Here is a 15,722-nt window from a genome sequence, read left to right as displayed (position 1 = left end):
CGCCCGGGGGGGCCGGCGGCAAACACCGGGGGTGACCCCCCCCCCCGCTCCGGCGGGCATATGGGGGGGTGGGGGGGCTTGGGGTTCTTACCCGAATCGCCACTCACGACACGTGCCGGGCCGGCGGGCTAGGCGCTCAGGATCTGCTCGCGCAGGATGTCCGCGTGCCCGCCGTGCTGGGCCAGCTCACGCAGCATGTGCAGGTACACCCAGCGCAGCGGAAGCGGGCCGCGCCGGTTCCCGTGGACCAGGTCGTCCAGTCCCAGCGCCGATGCCGCCTTCCGGGACGCCTCGCAGGCTTCGCGATGCGCCTGCAGCACGCCGGCGATCGTGTCCTCGTCATCGAGGACGAACGATTCGTCAGGCGTGTCGGGGATTCCGATCTCGGACCGCGGGCGGCAGGTGACGGCCTCGTCGAACCACACCTTCTCCACGAAGGTCACGTGCTTCACAAGACCGAGCAGCGTCGTCCGGGAGGGCACGAGCGACCGGCGCGCCTGCTCCTCGGTCAGTCCCTCCAGGCATCGTTCGAAGACACGGCGATGCTCGTCGAGGAACACCTCGAACTGCTCACGGAACGGATGGTTGAGGACGTCCAAAGTGGGCATGGAAGGTGAGGACACGAACGAAGCATGGCAAAGACCTTCGAGCACCGGCAACCTACTTCAGGAAGCCGGCCAGCTCGGCGCTCACGAACTCCGGATTCTCCTCGGCGAGCCAATGTCCGGCCCGCGGCACCTCGACGGCGCGGGCGAGGTCGGCGACCCGGGGCGCCAGCGTGGCCTTCTGCGGTTCGAGGAGTCCTTCGGCCGTCATCAGCAGGGTCGGCGTGCTGATCGGTTTCGCACCGGCGTTCGCGGCCGCGTCCTGGCCGAGCGTGCGGTAGAGCTCGAACCCGCCGTGCAGGACCTCCGGCCTGGTGTACGTACGGGCGTACTCGTCGACCTCGGCGTCGTCGAAGGGCGAAGGCGCCCCGGGCCCGCCGAAAGCCGTCCCCGAGTAGGCGACCTGGGGATAGAACAGGGACAGGTACTCGCGGACGTCGTCACCGACGACGGCCTCGGGAACCGTCTTCTGCGAGTGGAAGGCGATGTGCCAGCTCAGGTTCCGGTAGGCCGCCGCGTCGAGCGCGGGACCGGGCAGCGGCAGGTCGAGATAGGCGAGCTTCGTGAGATCACCGGGGAATTGCGCGGCGTACTGGAACGCGACGGCCGCGCCGAGGTCGTGCCCGACGATCCGGGCGTCCCGAAGACCCAGCTTTCCGGCGACGAGACCGTGCACGTAGCGGGCGAGGGTGGCCTTGTCGTAGCTGGGCGGCGAGCCGGTGCTGTCGCCGAGACCCGGGAGGTCGAGCGCGTACACCGTGAAGTGCTCGGCCAGCGCGGGCATGACGCGATGCCAGCCGTACCAGGTCTGCGGCCAGCCGTGCAGCAGGACGAGCGGCGCGCCCTTCCCGCCGGTGACGTAGTGCATCTTCACCCCGTCGACGTCGGCGAACTCGTGCCGGAACTGCCGCGCGAAGGCCGTGTCGCCGCGAGTGACGTTCTCGTAGGCCGGGGCGGCGGGCGGTGAAGCGCAGGCCGTCAGCAGGGCGAGGGCCGCGACGAACGCGGCGGCTCGGTGGAACATGGAGGTCTCCGTTTCAGCGCCCGGTGGCGCCGTCGATCAGTTCGCGCAGGATGTCGGCGTGTCCCGCGTGCCGCGCGGTTTCCTCGATCAGGTGGGTCAGCGTCCAGCGCCGTGATCCCCGGCGGGGTCCCTTCGCGGCGAGGTCGTCCCAGGACGCGATCTCGGCGTTCGCCTCGGCGGTGGTTTCCCGGTAGGCGGCGAGAATCGACGCCGTCGTCTCGTCCGGCGCCGGATGGAACGTCGCCTTCCAGCCGGTGACGGGGTGGCCGAGCAGCCAGTGCCGTTCCACCTGGGTCAGGTGCTTGACCAGGCCCAGCAGGTTCGTGCCGGAGGGCACCCCGGGGGTCCGCGCGAGGTCTTCCGGAACGCCTTCGGCCTTGGCCACGACGGCGGCGCGCAGGTAGTCGAGGAAACCGGCGAGCACGTCCTTCTCACCTACCCCGGTGGACGGCGGCCCGGCGTCGCGTTCGCGGCTCATCGTCCGGCCCGCCGGAGAACCAGGACGTGGTCGACGACGGTCGCGGTCCGCCCCGACGGGCCGGTGGCCTGCCGTTCGGCGGCGTCCGCGCGGTCGATCGACCAGTCCGCCGGGTCGAGCGCCAGCTCGGCGGCCACTTCGAGCGGTGTGGCGTACTCGGCGTCCTGATCCCACGACCACGGAGCCGCGGAGCCGTGATCGACGATCACCAACCGTCCGCCCGGCTTCACCGAACTCGCCGCCGTCCGCAGCACACGGGCCCGGTCCAGGTCGAACGGCGTGTGGAAGTACAGCGCGGACACCAGGTCGAAAGCGCCGTCGGGGAAGTCTCCGGCCAGGTCGACGCGGAGCGCCTCGATCGGCTCGCCGCGTTCCCGGAGCGACCGCACGGCCGCGCCCGAGATGTCGACAGCGGTCACCTGCCAGCCGTGCGCGGCCAGCCACAGCGCGTCTCCCCCTCCGCCGCAGCCCAGATCGAGCGCGGCGCCCGGGGCCAGCGGGCCGGCGATCTCGGCCAGTCTCGCGTTCACCTTCGGCGTATCGGTCGAGCGCCGTTCGTAGTGTCCGTCCCAGAATTCTGTCGCGTTCATGGTCACCACCTTCGCGGCGGGCACCGCGGATTGGCACGAAAACTTGCCGACCTGGCAAGATCGGCGGCATGGACGAGACGGACGAGGTGCTGGACGCGGTCGGTCCCCGGTTGCGCGCCCTGCGCAAACACCGCGGCCTGACCCTGGCCGAGTTGTCGGGGGCGACCGGGATCTCGGAAAGCACGTTGTCCCGGCTGGAAAGCGGCGGACGACGGCCCACGCTGGAACTGCTGTTGCCGCTGGCCCGTGTGCACGGCGTGCCGCTCGACGACCTCGTCGGCGCGCCCCGCACCGGCGATCCGCGGATCCACCTGCAGCCGATCCACCGCCACGGCATGACCTTCTTGCCGCTCACCCGGCGTGCCGGCGGCGTGCAGGCGTTCAAGATGCTGATCCCCGGCTGCGACGAACCGGCGGAGCCCACACCGCAGACGCATGGCGGCTACGAATGGGTCTATGTCCTCAATGGACGGTTAAGGCTGGTGGTCGGCGACCGCGATCTGGTCCTGCCGCCCGGCGAGGCCGCCGAATTCGACACCGCGCTGCCGCATTGGCTCGGCTCGGCCGATGGGCACGCCGTCGAAACGCTCGTCCTTTTCGGCCCGCAGGGCGAACGCGCCCACATCCGGGCGCGCTAAAGCCAATCGTGCTCGCGGGCGTACCGGGCGGCTTCGTGCCTGGTCTGGGTCTGCGTCTTCTGCATGGCGTTCGAGAGGTAGTTCCGCACCGTTCCCTGCGCCAGGTGCAGCTGCGCAGCGATCTCGGCGACGGAGTACCCCTCACCGGTCACTCGCAGCACCTCCAGCTCCCGCTCGGTGAGCGGGCAGTCGTCGACGACGGCGAGCGCGGAGACGTCCGGGTCGATCCAGCGTTTGCCCTGGTGCAGGGTGGCGATGACGGACGTGATGTGCGACGGTTCGGCCGCCTTGCTGACGAAACCCTGGACGCCGAGTTTGAGGGCCTTGCGCAGCACGCCGGGTTTCGCGTGCCGGGTCAGCATGAGGATGACCTGGTTCGGCCGGGTGCGGCGGATCTCCGCGACCGCGCCGAGCCCGTCCACACCGGGCATCTCCAAGTCGATGACGAGGACGTCGGGCTCGTGCCGCAGGGTGGCCTCGACGGCCTCCTCGCCGTTCTCCGCTTCCGCCAGGACGGTGATCTCGCCCTCGAGCGGGAGCAACGCGGCCATCGCCTTGCGGAGCAGGGCTTCGTCGTCGGCGAGCACCACCGTGGTCATCGCTTCTCCAGTACTTCGGATCGCTTACCGGGAAAGGACGCGGCCGTCACGAACTGCCCACCTTCCTGTTTCACCGTCAGTTCACCGCCGTCGGCGACGACGCGCTGTTCGAGCGCGGCCAGCCCGCGGAGTTCCGGCAGCGGTGCGCGCTGGGCGCCGTCGTTGACGATGCCGATGCTCCATTCCGACAGGGTGATCCGCACCCGGGTCGCCTGCGCGTGGCGCAGGATGTTGGTCGTGGTCTCGCGCAGGACCTGGCCGAGCAGCCTGCCCGCGTCCGGGTCGACGTCCGCCTCCCGGTTGACGCGCACGCGGATGCCCGCCGCCTCGAACAAGTTCCTCGCGTTCTCCAGTTCGGCGGAGAGGTTGAGCTCCCGCTGAGCATAGGCGAGTTCCTTCGTCTGGGTGATCGTGTCGCTGACGAGCGCGTGGATCTCCCCCAGTTCCTGTTTGGCCCGCTCGGCGTCGATGTCCACCAGCTTCCTGGCGAGCGCGGTCTTCAGCTTCACCACGTGCAGCGTATGGCCCTGGATGTCGTGCAGATCGCTCGCGAACCGGACGCGTTCGCGGATCACGGCCAGTTCCGCTTCCCGTTCACGTGCCTCTTCGAGCTCCTCCACGACGTCGTAGAACCGCTTGTTGGGGAACATGAGACCGAGCACGATGGCGGTGATCGCGACGGGGACGAAGACGAACTGGATCAGTTCCCCGGAGACGTCGTCGTGGGCGACCAGCAGCCTCAGCGCGCCCACCCCCGCGATGTACGCGGTGAGCGCGAAAGCGGCCGCGACCCGATGACGGGGGAGCTGGGGGACGACGAGGGCGCCCACGAAGAAGACCCCGAAGAACGCCGAACCACCCCCGACCACCAGCACGGAGAACGGCCACACGAGGGCCGTGACGACCAGGCACGGGATCGCGACCCGCAGAACCTCGCCCGCCGCCCAGCGCACGAAGGCGACCATGGCGGCCAGCGTGCTCAACCCCAGGACGACGGCGTGCCACCAGGTCCGCGCGTCCATCACCACCACGGCCACCCCGGCGACGGCGAGCACCGGGAAGAACATCGTGAGGTTGAGCCTGCGCAGCTGGCCCCTCGCCGGCTCGGTGTCCACATCAGACATGGGTCCAGTATCGGCCCCCGGCCGTCACCGGCAACAGTGACACCGTGTCATGGGTTCATCATGACGTGGCCGCACTGGCCGAGCCGGGCCGGAGCGGTTGAGATCGAGGCATGACTTCGACACCAGTGATCGACGTTGACCGACTGAACCTGAAGTACGGCGACTTCCACGCCGTGAAGGATCTGTCCTTCCAGGTGGGCCGCGGCGAGTTCTACGCCCTGCTGGGCACGAACGGGGCCGGGAAGACCTCGACCCTGGAAACCCTTGAGGGACACCGGAACCCGACGTCGGGCACGGTGCGGGTGCTCGGGAAGAGCCCGCGGGACCGCGCCGCCGTCCGGCCCAGGATGGGCATCATGTTGCAGGAGAGCGGCTTCTCGCCGGACCTGACGGTGAAGGAGTCGATCCAGCTGATCGGGGCGCTGACCCGGCGCACGGACCGGCTCGAACGGGTGCTCGGCGTCGTGGACCTGACCCGCAAGGCCACCACGAAAGTGTCACAACTTTCCGGTGGCGAAAAGCGGCGGCTCGACTTCGCGACCGCGGTGTACGGCTCGCCGGAGCTGGTGTTCCTGGACGAGCCGACGACCGGTCTGGACATCCAGTCGCGGGACGCGCTGTGGGACGCCGTCGACAAGTTGCGCGAGGACGGCTCCACGATCGTGCTCACCACGCATTACCTGGAGGAGGCGCAGCAGCGCGCCGACCGCATCGGCCTGATGCACCGGGGAACCTTCCACCAGGAAGGCACGGTCTCCGAACTGACGCGGACGCTGCCCGCGGTGATCCGGTTCACCCTTCCGGCGTCGGCACCGGCGCTGCCGTTGCAGGGCAGGCGCGAACACGACGGCAAGTTCGTCATCGAGACCTTCGGGTTGCAGAAGGACCTGCACACCCTGCTGCGGTGGGCGCAGGACAACGCGGTCGAGCTGCAGGACCTCGAAGCGGGCCCGACCCGGCTCGACGACGTGTTCCGCGCGATCGACAACGACTAGCCGACCACTCACTCCACAAAGGACTCAAGTCATGCTTTCGATAGCCCGCAGCGAGCTGATCCAGATCTTCCGGAACCGCTCGGTCCTGATCACCAGTTTCGTGATGCCCCTGGCGATCTGCGCGTTCTTCGTCTACCAGCACGAACTCTTCGAGAAGATCGGCAGCCTCGGTTACGTCGCGGCGATCCTGATGTTCACCGTATGCGCGTTCGGTCTCTACGCCAGCTCGGTGACGACGCTGGCCTCGCGACGGCAGAACCTGTTCCTCAAGCGGCTGCGCTCCACCGCGGCCGGGGACGCCTCCATCCTGATCGGGCTGGTGCTGCCGGTCACCGTCATCGCGCTGGTCCAGGTGGCCGTGATCATGACCGTGCTGGGCACGGTCGCCGGAAAGCCGGACAACATCGGCCTGCTGGTGGTGGCCGTGCTCGCCACCGTCGCCATGATGATCGGCCTCGGCCTGGCCACCGCGGGCCTGACCAACTCGCCCGAACACGCCCAGATCACCACCCTGCCGGTCACCCTCGGCGTGATCGCCGTGGCCACCTGGGTCGGCATCTCCGGCACCGACGACCTGACCCTGGTCAAGCGGCTGCTGCCCGGTGGCTCGGCCACCGAACTCGCCGTCAACGCCTGGAACGGCGGGGTCGCCGTCGGTGACTCGCTGCTCCTGCTCGCCCCGACGCTGGCCTGGGTCTTCGTCGCCGTCGTCCTGGCTTCGCGGCTCTTCCGCTGGGAACCGCGCCGGTGACCATCCGAAGTGGACTCGTCCGATCCGAGGAGTGAACCATGCGCAAGGCCCTTCTTCCCGTTCTCGCCGCCGCTCTGGCGACCGCGGCGACCCCGGCGGTCGCGTCGGCCGCTCCCCCGCCGAAGTGGGGTCCGTGCCCGGCGGAGGCGTCCGGCCTCGGCCTGGAGTGCGGCACCCTCGACGTCCCGCTGGACTACCGCGACCCCGGCGGGAAGACCATCGAGATCGCGATCTCGCGGCTCGCGAGCGCCGAACCGGAGAAGCGCCGCGGCGTGCTGCTGACCAATACGGGTGGTCCCGGCGGCGAAGGACTGGCCTTTCCGGACACCCTCAAGAAGCTGAAGATCCCGCAGGAGGTGCTGGACAGCTACGACGTGATCGGGATGGACCCGCGCGGCGTCCACAACAGCACCCCGGTGACCTGCGGGCTGAGCCTCGAAGAGCAGCCGACCAACATCCCGAGGTACGCCGAGAACTCCGCCGACGTCACGACCGAGGCCCAGCGGGTCGCCGGTGTCGCCGCGAAGTGCGGCTCTTCGGCCACCGCGTCGCTCCTGCCGTACATGACCACCGCCAACACCGCCCGCGACATGGACCGCGTTCGCGAGGCGCTGGGCGAGCGGAAGGTGAACTACTTCGGCATCTCGTACGGCACCTACCTCGGTTCGGTGTACACGTCGTTGTTCCCCGAGCGCAGCGACCGGTTCCTGATCGACAGCGCGACCGGCCCCGGCGGCTGGGACGCCTCCTTCGCGCGGATGTTCGGCCAGGGCGTCGAAGATCGCTTCCCGGACTTCGCGAAGTTCGCCGCCTCGAAACCCGAGTACGGTTTGGGCCGGACGCCGGCGCAGGTGACCGCGAAGTACTTCGAGCTCGCCGCGCGGCTGGACCGGAAACCGAGCCCGGACGGCTACGACGGCCAGGTGTTCCGCCACATCACCTTCGCCGATCTCTACTACGACAAGAACCTGCCGAACCTGGCCGAGAAGTGGCACGCGCTGGACACCGGCAAGCCCGTGCCGGCACCCGCCGCGGGAGGAGCGCCCGCCGGCACGCCGTACCCGTCCGACAACTACATCGCGAGCCAGCTGCACGTGATCTGCAACGACTCCGACTGGCCCGAGGACGTCGGGACCTATCGGCGCAACGTGGCGATCGACCGGTTCCGGCACCCGATGTTCGGCGCGGCGGGCGCGGACATCACGCCGTGCGCGTACTGGCCGTCCGAGCCGATCGAACCGCCGGTGAAGATCACCGGCCGCGGTCCGTCGAACGTGCTGATCGTGCAGAACCTCCGCGACCCGGCCACACCGCTGGCGGGCGCCCGGAAGCTGCGTGAGGCCTTCGGCGACCGCGCCAGGATGGTCACGGCCGACCAGGGCGGGCATCTGGCGTACCTGTTCAAGGACAACCAGTGCGCCAACGACCTCGCGACGCGTTTCCTGGTCACCGGTGAGCGGCCGGACGACCGGGCCTGCGGAGCTTCGTGACCGCTCTCTCCCGCGTTCAGTCCTCTGAATGCGGGAGGCGCGCGAACGCCCCGGACCGGAACCGTGAAGGCGGCTCCGGCCCGGGGCGACCCCCGGTCGCACTCTGGCTCAGCGGTCGCGTTCCTTGGCGAACAAGGACTTCGACCAGAGGTACCCGACGGTCGCGAGCACGGCGCACCAGCCGACCGCGAACCAGCCGCTGTTCCCGACCGGGGTTCCGAGCAGCAGCCCCCGGATGGTCTCGATGACCGGTGTGAACGGCTGGTAGTCGGCGAACCAGCGCAGCCAGGCGGGCATGGAGTCGGTGGGCACGAACCCGCTGCCGAGGAAGGGCAGCAGCATGAAGATCATCGGCGTGTTGCTGGCCGTCTCGACGCTTTTGGCCGCCAGGCCCAGCGCCACCGAAAGCCAGGTGAGCGCGACGGTCAGCAGCACCAGCACGCCGATCACGGCGAACCACTCGCCGACGCCGGCCGTCGGCGAGAAGCCCACGAGCAGCGTGACCCCGAAGACCACAGCGAGAGCGAACGCCGTCTGGAGGAACGCGCCGACGACGTGCCCGGTCAGGACCGACGCCTTGCTGATCGCCATCGTGCGGAACCGCGCGATGATGCCCTCGGTCATGTCGGTCGCCACGGAGATCGCGGTGCCAAGGGCGGCGCTGCACACGGTCACGAGCAGGATGGCGGGCGTGACGTAGCCGACGTACTCGGCTCTGCCTCCCCCGCCGCCGAGCCCGTTCCCCAGCGTGCCGCCGAAGACGTAGACGAACAGCAGCAGGAACACGATCGGCTGGCCGATCAGCATGATGGTGAGCGACGGATACCGCTGCATGTGCCGGATGTTGCGGCGCAACATGGTCGCCGAGTCACGCATCGAGAGGGACAGGGTGGTCATCGGGCCATCTCCTTGGGCGCTTCGGTCCGGTGACCGGTGAGGCTGAGGAACACGTCGTCGAGGTCCGGCGTGTGCACGGTGAGGCTGTCGATGGCGACGGCTTCGGCGTCGAGCCGGTCCAGCACCGCGCGGAGGGCGGTGACGGTGCCGTCGGTCGGCACGCGGAGCACCAGCGCCTCTTCGTCCGAAGTGGACACTCGGAGCGCACGGGTCGCGTCGCGCAGCGCCGCGGTGTCGGGGAACTTCAGCTGCATGTGCCCGCCGGGCACGCGCCGCTTGAGTTCGTCGGGCGTGCCCAGCGCGACGATCCGGCCGCCGTCGAGCACCGCGACACGGTCGGCGAGCTGATCGGCCTCCTCCAGGTACTGCGTGGTGAGGAAGATCGTCACTCCGCCGTCGACGAGGTCCCGGATGATCTCCCACATCGTGCGGCGGCTGCGCGGATCGAGACCGGTGGTCGGTTCGTCGAGGAAGATGACCTCGGGGTCGCCGATCAGCGTCATCGCCAGATCGAGTTTGCGGCGCATGCCCCCCGAGAAGGTGGCCGGTGTCTTCTTCGCGGCGTCGGTCAGTTCGAACCGTTCCAGGAGTTCGGCGGCGCGTTCGCGGCCCGCGCGGCGTGGCAGATGGTGAAGATCCGCCATGAGGAACAGGTTCTCCTCACCGGTGAGGAGGTTGTCGACCGCGGAGAACTGGCCGGTGACGCCGATGGCCGCGCGGACGCCGTCCGGATCGGTGGCGAGGTCGGCTCCGGCGACGGTCGCGCCACCCGCGTCCGGGCCGACCAAAGTGGACAGGATGTTGACCGTGGTGGTCTTGCCCGCGCCGTTCGGGCCGAGCAGCGAGAAGACGGTACCGGTCGGGACGTGCAGGTCGATGCCGTCCAAGACGACCTTGTCGCCGTAGGACTTGCGCAGTCCGGTCGCGGAGATGGCCGGGTTTCTCATGTGGATTCCCCTGGTGTGCAAGGACCCTGAGGGTCAGGAACGGTGAACGACGATGTCGCCGACGGAGGTGCCGGCGTGGATTTCGAGCTTGTCGGTCGTGTCGCCGGGCGCGGTGGCGGCGGTCATGTCGTTGATGACGCGGCCGAAGCGGGTGTTCACGTCGAGCCAGGCGGCACTGCCCTCGCGGACGCCGACCTCGATGTTCCCCATCGACGTGTCGAGGGTCAGCGTGCCCCTGGCCGCGTCGAGCACCCGGACGGAACCGTTGGCGGTCTTGGCTTCGACGCCGCTTTCGGCCTTCTCGACGGCGATGTCGCCGTTGGCCGAGCGGAGGCGGATCGAGTCGCCCGCTGTCCCGATCGTGGTGGACCCGTTGGAGTTCTTGACCACCGCCGTGCCCGTGATCACGCCGACCTCCACCCGGCCGGAACTGGTGCTGATGTCGGCGTTGCCGTCGACGTGCCCGACGACGATGCTCCCGGACGCGGAGTGCAGCTTCACTTCGCCGGTGTGGTCGAGCCGGATGTGCCCGGTCCCGGACTTGTAGCGGCACGAACCGATCCGCCCGGTCACCGTCAGGTCGCCGAGGCCGGTGCTCCCCTGCACCCGGGAGCCGGCGGGCAGTTCGATGGTCACGTCGATCGACCTCGTCCGGTGGGAGAAGTCGAGCAGGCGCATCTTCGGCGCGCGGATCGTCAGTGTGCCGCCGGAGAAATCGACGACGGTCCGCCTCGCGGCGTCGACGTCGGAGTCGTTGTTCTCGTCCATCGGAGCGACTTCGACGACCGTGTCGGCGCGGTCGCCGGCGACGATGCGGACGCTGCCGACGATCGGTTCGAGGTCGGCGAGGATGGGTTCCGGAGTGGCGAAAGAAGGCATGGTTGTCCCCTGAAAGGTGGTGTGATCGGTGTTTGTGCTGGTCCGAGAGGTTCGGGCCGGGGTCTAGCTGACCCAGCCGGTGTAGCGCTGTGTACCGGGAAGGCCGCCGCTTGCCGAGCCGCGCGGAGCGGTCGGTCCGGACGGCGCCAACGCGGCGGACGCGGCCCGAACGAGCCACGCGTTGACCGAACGGCCTTGCGCGGCGGCGGCTTCCTCGACGCGCGCCTTGAGCTGTTCCGGCAAGCGGAAGTTGATGCGTGCCGTCGCCCCGTCCTCGTCAGGGATCGGAGGCGGTGGCGGCATCGGCGGCGCCGGCGGCTCCGGCACCGATGCCGTGACGGGTCCGGCCTGCTCGACCGCGGGAAGCGCGACGGCGAAACTAGCTTCCCCGGCACGAAGCCGGACCTCGACCGAACCGGGCGCGAGGTCCCGGGTGATCTCGTCCGACGCGGCGGACAACGCGTCCAGCAGCGCGAGACGGATGGCCGACGCCAGCGGCGCGGTCAGGCGTTCGGCGAGAGCGCTCGCCTCGGCTCCCCCCGCCTCGGCGGCGACGGCGAGCTCCCGGCGAACGTTGTCCACAAAAGGCGTCAAATCCATGATGCCATCATGGCACCACAGTGGCACCATCGCAAGTGCCAAGTGGTGCCAGACGGCGCCAAGATGGCGTTTGCGCAGCTAGAAGGCACTTTTTTCGATCAATACGCCAAGGGGATGCCCATTCGGCCAGTCTCGGCTGGCGGGGGAAGCAGGACACGGCCGAACGCGTTGCCGAGGCCGTTCGCGGCGGGCGAGAATCGCCACGAGCCACGCGGGAAAAGGGAGCGACCCACCGTCGGGTGTGGGGGTCACCCAGGCGGGCCGCCACCCGGAACCCACCGTACAAGAAGTTCGCCCGCTCGCGCGGGCAACGCTTTTTGTCCTTGCGGCTCTTGACAAAGCGAAGATCCACAGTGGACAGAATGTGGTCCGCGGCAGAAGAGGAACACATGCAAGCAGTTCGGGTGAGCGTCTGCGCCCTGGACCCCATCACGAAGGCCGGCATGGCCGACCTCCTCGACACCCGGGCGGCCGTGCGGGTGGTCGACGGCCGGACACGGGAAGTACCGGACGTCGTCGTCGCCGCCTTCGACCGGCTTTCGGCCGACGCGGTCACCGCGTTGCGCGCGGTCACCGCCGAACTCGGCAAACCGATCGTGCTGGTGACCGACCGGATCGAGGAGGGCGGGCTCGCGGTGGCGGTGGCGTGCCGGGTGGTCGCCATCCTGCCGAGGTCCGCGGCGACCGACGCGCGCGTGGCCGACAGCGTCCGCGTCGCCGCGTCGGCGAAGGTGAGCCCGCCGTCCGATCTGCTCGACCGGCTGGCCGAACACGCCGAACGGCTCCACCGGGAGATGCTCGCGCCGAACGGGCCGGCCGGGGCCGCGCTCTCCTCGCGGGAGATCGACGTCCTGCGCCTGATGGCCGACGGGCTCGACACGGGTGAGATCGCCGCCGAACTCTCCTACTCGGAACGCACGGTGAAGAACATCATCTACGCCGTCACCGACCGGCTGCGGCTGCGGAACCGGTCGCACGCGGTGGCTTACGCGATCCGTGAAGGGGTCATCTGAAGCCGCTCGTCAGATGAGGCCTTCGCGGAGCGCGTAAGCCACGACATGCGTGCGGTTGCGCAGACCGAATCGGCTGAGCAGGCCGTGCAGGATGTTCTTGACGGTCCGGTCGGAGTAGGCCACCCGCCGGGCGATTTCCCCGGTGTCGAAGCCTTCCGCGAGCAGCCGGAGCACCTCGGTCTCCCGTGGCGACAACCCGCTGAGGGTCAGCTCGCGCGGCTCGAGAACTTCCTTGTGCAGCCGCGAAATCCCCCGGAGAAGACTGCCGAGCTGGTCCGCGGGCAGGTCACCTCGGCCGGCGTGGGCGTCGGCGACGGCGCGGCGCAGCCGGGCGGGTGTCGCCTCGGCGCGCGCGACGACGACGGCGAGCCCGCGTTCCACCGCGGCCCACAGTTCCGCCTGATTGGGCTCGTCGGCGACCAGCACCAGCCGCGCCGACCCGGCCGGGATCCGGTGCGGTTCGTTGCCCGCGACCGCGACGAGGACGTCGGCCTGCGCCGGATCGTCCCGCAGGACGATGCCGTGGCCGTCGCCGAGCGCGCTGCGCAGTCCCGCCCGGACGAGCGGATCCCCGGCGTGCACGGCGACCCGGATCTCCCCGCGTTCCCGGGTACGGAGCATCGGCCGGACAGGTGTCGTCATGGTCGTCGACATGCTTTCCAGGTAACCGGCCCCGGAGAAGGCGGGACAAGCGGAAGCAGGGGGCAGCTTTGCCTCGGCGGAAGCCTGCCGGTTGAATGGGCCTCGGTGGAACCTGTGGAGAACAGTGAGAAGCGGTCGGTGTTCGGCAAGCTCCTGCTCGAACACCGCCGGGCCGCGGGCTGGACACAGGGGCAGCTGGCCGAGGCTTCGGGGATCAGCGTCCGCGCCCTGCGCGAACTGGAACGCGGCCGCGCGCGAGCCGCCCAGCAGCGCTCCGCCGAAGTGCTGGCGGACGCGCTCGGCCTGACCGGCAACGACCGCGAGTTCTTCCTGACCGTCGCCAAACAGGGACGGCGCAGGAATCCCGCGCTGGCCGCGCAGGTCGCGGCGACCTGCGCGCTGCCCGCGCCGCTGGCGGATCTGACCGGCCGGGAAAGCGAACTGGGCCAGCTGTCCGCGAAGGTCGCCGAGGGCGGCGGAGTGGTCGCGATCGTCGGGCAGGCCGGAGTCGGGAAGACCGCGCTCGCGGTGACCGCGGCGGACCGGTGGCGCCACGAGTTCCCGGGCGGCGGCTACGCGGTGGACCTGCGCGGGATGGACGAGGAACCGCTGAGCGCCGGGGCCGCGCTCGATCGGCTGCTGCGCGCGCTGGACGTCGCTCCGGGGCAGGTCCCCGCCTCCGAAAGCGAACGGTCGGCGTTGCTGCGGATGCTGCTCGAAGACCGGAAAGTGCTGCTGCTGCTCGACAACGCGGCCGACGAGGCGCAGGTCCGGCCGCTGCTGGTCGCCGGGCCGGACAGTCTCACCCTGATCACCTGCCGCCGCACGCTCGCCGGTCTCGAAGGCGCGCGCTGGCTCGGGCTCGAACCGCTTTCGGACGACGGCGCGACCGGCCTGCTCGCCCGGATCGTCGGCGCCGACCGCGTGCGCGCGGAACCCGCCGCCGCGCGGGAACTCGTCGAACTGTGCGGATACCTGCCGCTCGCGGTCCGGATCGCGGGCAACCGGCTCGCCACCCGGCCGCAGTGGACCCTGGCACAGCTGGCCGACCGGCTGCGCGACGAAAGCACGCGGCTGCGCGCGCTCGCGGCGGGCGATCTCCAGCTGCGGTCGGCGTTCGATCTCTCGTATCGCGCGGTCTCGGCGGGCGCGCGGCGGCTGTTCCGGCGGCTGGCGGCCGTGCCGGGCGCCGATTTCGGCCTCGAACTCGCGGGCGTCGTCTCCGGCGCCTCCCCCGGCGACGTCCAGGACCACCTCGACGAACTCGTCGACGCGAGCCTCCTGCAGACCACCGCCGAACCGGAACGCCACCAGTTCCACGACCTGATCCGCCTGTTCGCCGAGGAACGGTTCGAGGCGGAGGACGATCCGGCCGCACGGGACGTCGTGCTCACCCACCTGCTCGACAAGGCGACCGAAGCGGCCAAGCTGTTCTATCCCAAGGCACCGGAGGCCGGGCGGTTCGGTTCGCGGGAGGAAGGTGGCCGCTGGCTGGACGTCGAAGGCGGGAACTGGGTCGCCGCGCACCGGCTGGCGGCCAGGAAGGGCCGGCACCGGGAGGTCGGCGATCTCGCCATCGCGCTGCACTGGTACTCCGACGGACGCAGTGCCCAGAAGCCGTGGCTGGAGATCTTCTCGCTCGGCGCGACGGCGGCGAACGCGCTGGGCAACGCCGGGGACGAGGCGAAACTGCTCAACTTCGTCGGCTGGGCCTGCAGTGTCTGTTCCGGTGACGACAAAGGCGCCGTGGTGGTGCACCGCCGGGCACTGGAGATCGCCGTCCGGATCGGCGACCGCGTCGAGCAGACCTGGGCGTCCATCTACCTCGGCCAGGTGCTGCGGCTGATCGGCGAGAGCGACGAAGCGTTCGAGTTCGCGAAGCGCGGATACGAGATGGCGGACGAACTCCCGTTCTGGGACGGGCAGACCTCGGCGCGGAACATCTACGGACGTGCGCTGCTCAACGCCGGACGGCATGCCGAGGCGCTCGCCGTGCACCGGGCCGTGCTCGCCGACGCCGAACGCCTGGCGGGCGACACGTATCCCGCTTTCCATCAGCTGCTGCAGACCCTGACCCTGCGCGCCATCGGCGACGTGCTCGGCGCTCGCGCCGAATGGCGGGAAGCGGCGAGTCACTACCGCACCAGCCGGTGGCTCGCCTGGGAAGGCGGTTTCGACGGGCTGGAAGTGATCAGCGCGATCCGCGAGGGACGGGCCTGGCGGGAGGCCGGCGCCTTCGAGGAGGCCAGGGAGTGCCTCGACCTGGCGGTGGAGCTCTCCACGGCCCCGTCGTTCAACGCGTGGCGGGAGCAGGCGCTGGCCGAGCTGGAGCTGCTGCGCGGGTAAGCGTCGGTCCAGGTGGTCGGGTGCCAAGTCCGTGAAGGCCTCCTTGAGGGACTCTGGGAGCCCCCCTCTCGATCGGTTTTCGCTCGTGATCGAGAGTCCCGTGA

The 15,722-nt window shown here is 70.0% G+C and carries 17 protein-coding genes; 6 read left to right on the top strand and 11 right to left on the bottom strand.

Features of this window, described 5'->3' with window-relative positions; translation table 11 throughout:
• Positions 1-128: 128 nt before the first annotated feature.
• The 4 genes from AB0N89_RS39570 to AB0N89_RS39555 are packed head-to-tail and all read right to left on the bottom strand — an operon-like array spanning position 129 to position 2,697.
• Entirely contained in the window at positions 129-608 is a 480-nt protein-coding gene (locus AB0N89_RS39570) for a DinB family protein (protein ID WP_364216395.1), read from the bottom strand.
• A gap of 52 nt (positions 609-660) precedes the next feature.
• Complete coding sequence (locus tag AB0N89_RS39565; protein ID WP_364216386.1) at positions 661-1,629, bottom strand: alpha/beta fold hydrolase; 969 nt, start codon at positions 1,627-1,629, stop codon at positions 661-663.
• Positions 1,630-1,642: 13 nt separating this feature from the next.
• Positions 1,643-2,107: a DinB family protein gene (locus AB0N89_RS39560; protein ID WP_364216383.1), complete on the bottom strand. Its 465-nt coding sequence runs from the start codon at positions 2,105-2,107 to the stop codon at positions 1,643-1,645.
• A complete protein-coding gene (locus AB0N89_RS39555; RefSeq protein ID WP_364216380.1) occupies positions 2,104-2,697 on the bottom strand; it encodes a class I SAM-dependent methyltransferase in 594 nt (197 codons plus the stop codon). The genes AB0N89_RS39560 and AB0N89_RS39555 overlap by 4 nt, the downstream gene beginning before the upstream one ends.
• A 68-nt stretch (positions 2,698-2,765) precedes the next feature.
• Here AB0N89_RS39555 and AB0N89_RS39550 point away from each other — a divergent pair, with 68 nt between their 5' ends.
• The gene (locus AB0N89_RS39550) at positions 2,766-3,335 is read left to right on the top strand and encodes an XRE family transcriptional regulator (protein WP_364216377.1); all 570 of its coding nucleotides are present in this window, start codon (positions 2,766-2,768) and stop codon (positions 3,333-3,335) included.
• Here AB0N89_RS39550 and AB0N89_RS39545 read toward each other — a convergent pair.
• Both AB0N89_RS39545 and AB0N89_RS39540 read right to left on the bottom strand, forming a co-directional pair.
• Entirely contained in the window at positions 3,332-3,934 is a 603-nt protein-coding gene (locus AB0N89_RS39545; RefSeq protein WP_364216374.1) for a response regulator transcription factor, read from the bottom strand. The genes AB0N89_RS39550 and AB0N89_RS39545 overlap by 4 nt on opposite strands.
• Positions 3,931-5,049 carry a histidine kinase gene (locus AB0N89_RS39540; protein ID WP_364216392.1) on the bottom strand — a complete coding sequence of 373 codons (1,119 nt, stop codon included), beginning with the start codon at positions 5,047-5,049 and terminating at the stop codon, positions 3,931-3,933. The genes AB0N89_RS39545 and AB0N89_RS39540 overlap by 4 nt, the downstream gene beginning before the upstream one ends.
• Before the next feature lie 119 nt (positions 5,050-5,168).
• Between AB0N89_RS39540 and AB0N89_RS39535 the strand changes: the two genes are divergently transcribed.
• The 3 genes from AB0N89_RS39535 to AB0N89_RS39525 are packed head-to-tail and all read left to right on the top strand — an operon-like array spanning position 5,169 to position 8,294.
• Positions 5,169-6,053, top strand: a complete 885-nt coding sequence (locus tag AB0N89_RS39535) for an ABC transporter ATP-binding protein (RefSeq protein WP_364216371.1) — start codon at positions 5,169-5,171, stop codon at positions 6,051-6,053.
• Between the two features lie 31 nt (positions 6,054-6,084).
• Complete coding sequence (locus tag AB0N89_RS39530) at positions 6,085-6,804, top strand: ABC transporter permease (protein WP_364216368.1); 720 nt, start codon at positions 6,085-6,087, stop codon at positions 6,802-6,804.
• A 38-nt stretch (positions 6,805-6,842) separates the two neighbouring features.
• Positions 6,843-8,294 (top strand): alpha/beta hydrolase, encoded by a 1,452-nt coding sequence (locus AB0N89_RS39525; RefSeq protein ID WP_364216365.1) that lies wholly within the window; start codon positions 6,843-6,845, stop codon positions 8,292-8,294.
• 108 nt (positions 8,295-8,402) lie between these two features.
• On the opposite strand, the gene AB0N89_RS39520 is transcribed toward AB0N89_RS39525, so the two are convergent.
• The 4 genes from AB0N89_RS39520 to AB0N89_RS39505 all read right to left on the bottom strand — a co-directional run bounded on the left by AB0N89_RS39520 (position 8,403) and on the right by AB0N89_RS39505 (position 11,617).
• On the bottom strand, positions 8,403-9,191 hold the full coding sequence (locus AB0N89_RS39520) for an ABC transporter permease (protein WP_364216362.1): 789 nt from the start codon (positions 9,189-9,191) through the stop codon (positions 8,403-8,405).
• Positions 9,188-10,138 (bottom strand): ATP-binding cassette domain-containing protein, encoded by a 951-nt coding sequence (locus AB0N89_RS39515; protein WP_364216358.1) that lies wholly within the window; start codon positions 10,136-10,138, stop codon positions 9,188-9,190. The genes AB0N89_RS39520 and AB0N89_RS39515 overlap by 4 nt, the downstream gene beginning before the upstream one ends.
• 33 nt (positions 10,139-10,171) lie before the next feature.
• On the bottom strand, positions 10,172-11,017 hold the full coding sequence (locus tag AB0N89_RS39510; protein WP_364216356.1) for a DUF4097 family beta strand repeat-containing protein: 846 nt from the start codon (positions 11,015-11,017) through the stop codon (positions 10,172-10,174).
• A 63-nt stretch (positions 11,018-11,080) separates the two neighbouring features.
• Positions 11,081-11,617, bottom strand: a complete 537-nt coding sequence (locus AB0N89_RS39505) for a toxin-antitoxin system HicB family antitoxin (RefSeq protein WP_364216353.1) — start codon at positions 11,615-11,617, stop codon at positions 11,081-11,083.
• Between the two features lie 443 nt (positions 11,618-12,060).
• Here AB0N89_RS39505 and AB0N89_RS39500 point away from each other — a divergent pair, with 443 nt between their 5' ends.
• On the top strand, positions 12,061-12,630 hold the full coding sequence (locus tag AB0N89_RS39500) for a LuxR C-terminal-related transcriptional regulator (protein WP_364216389.1): 570 nt from the start codon (positions 12,061-12,063) through the stop codon (positions 12,628-12,630).
• A gap of 9 nt (positions 12,631-12,639) precedes the next feature.
• Here AB0N89_RS39500 and AB0N89_RS39495 read toward each other — a convergent pair whose 3' ends face one another.
• Positions 12,640-13,284, bottom strand: coding sequence for a LuxR C-terminal-related transcriptional regulator (locus AB0N89_RS39495; protein ID WP_364216350.1), 645 nt, complete (start codon positions 13,282-13,284; stop codon positions 12,640-12,642).
• A gap of 102 nt (positions 13,285-13,386) precedes the next feature.
• On the opposite strand from AB0N89_RS39495, the gene AB0N89_RS39490 reads away from it, so the two are divergent.
• Positions 13,387-15,618 (top strand): NB-ARC domain-containing protein, encoded by a 2,232-nt coding sequence (locus AB0N89_RS39490; RefSeq protein ID WP_364216347.1) that lies wholly within the window; start codon positions 13,387-13,389, stop codon positions 15,616-15,618.
• Positions 15,619-15,722: the final 104 nt, after the last annotated feature.

This window comes from Amycolatopsis sp. NPDC089917, from assembly GCF_040684635.1.
Lineage (GTDB): Bacteria > Actinomycetota > Actinomycetes > Mycobacteriales > Pseudonocardiaceae > Amycolatopsis.
The sequence above is the reverse complement of the archived record's forward strand: the minus strand, read 5'-3'. Positions and strand labels throughout refer to the sequence as shown.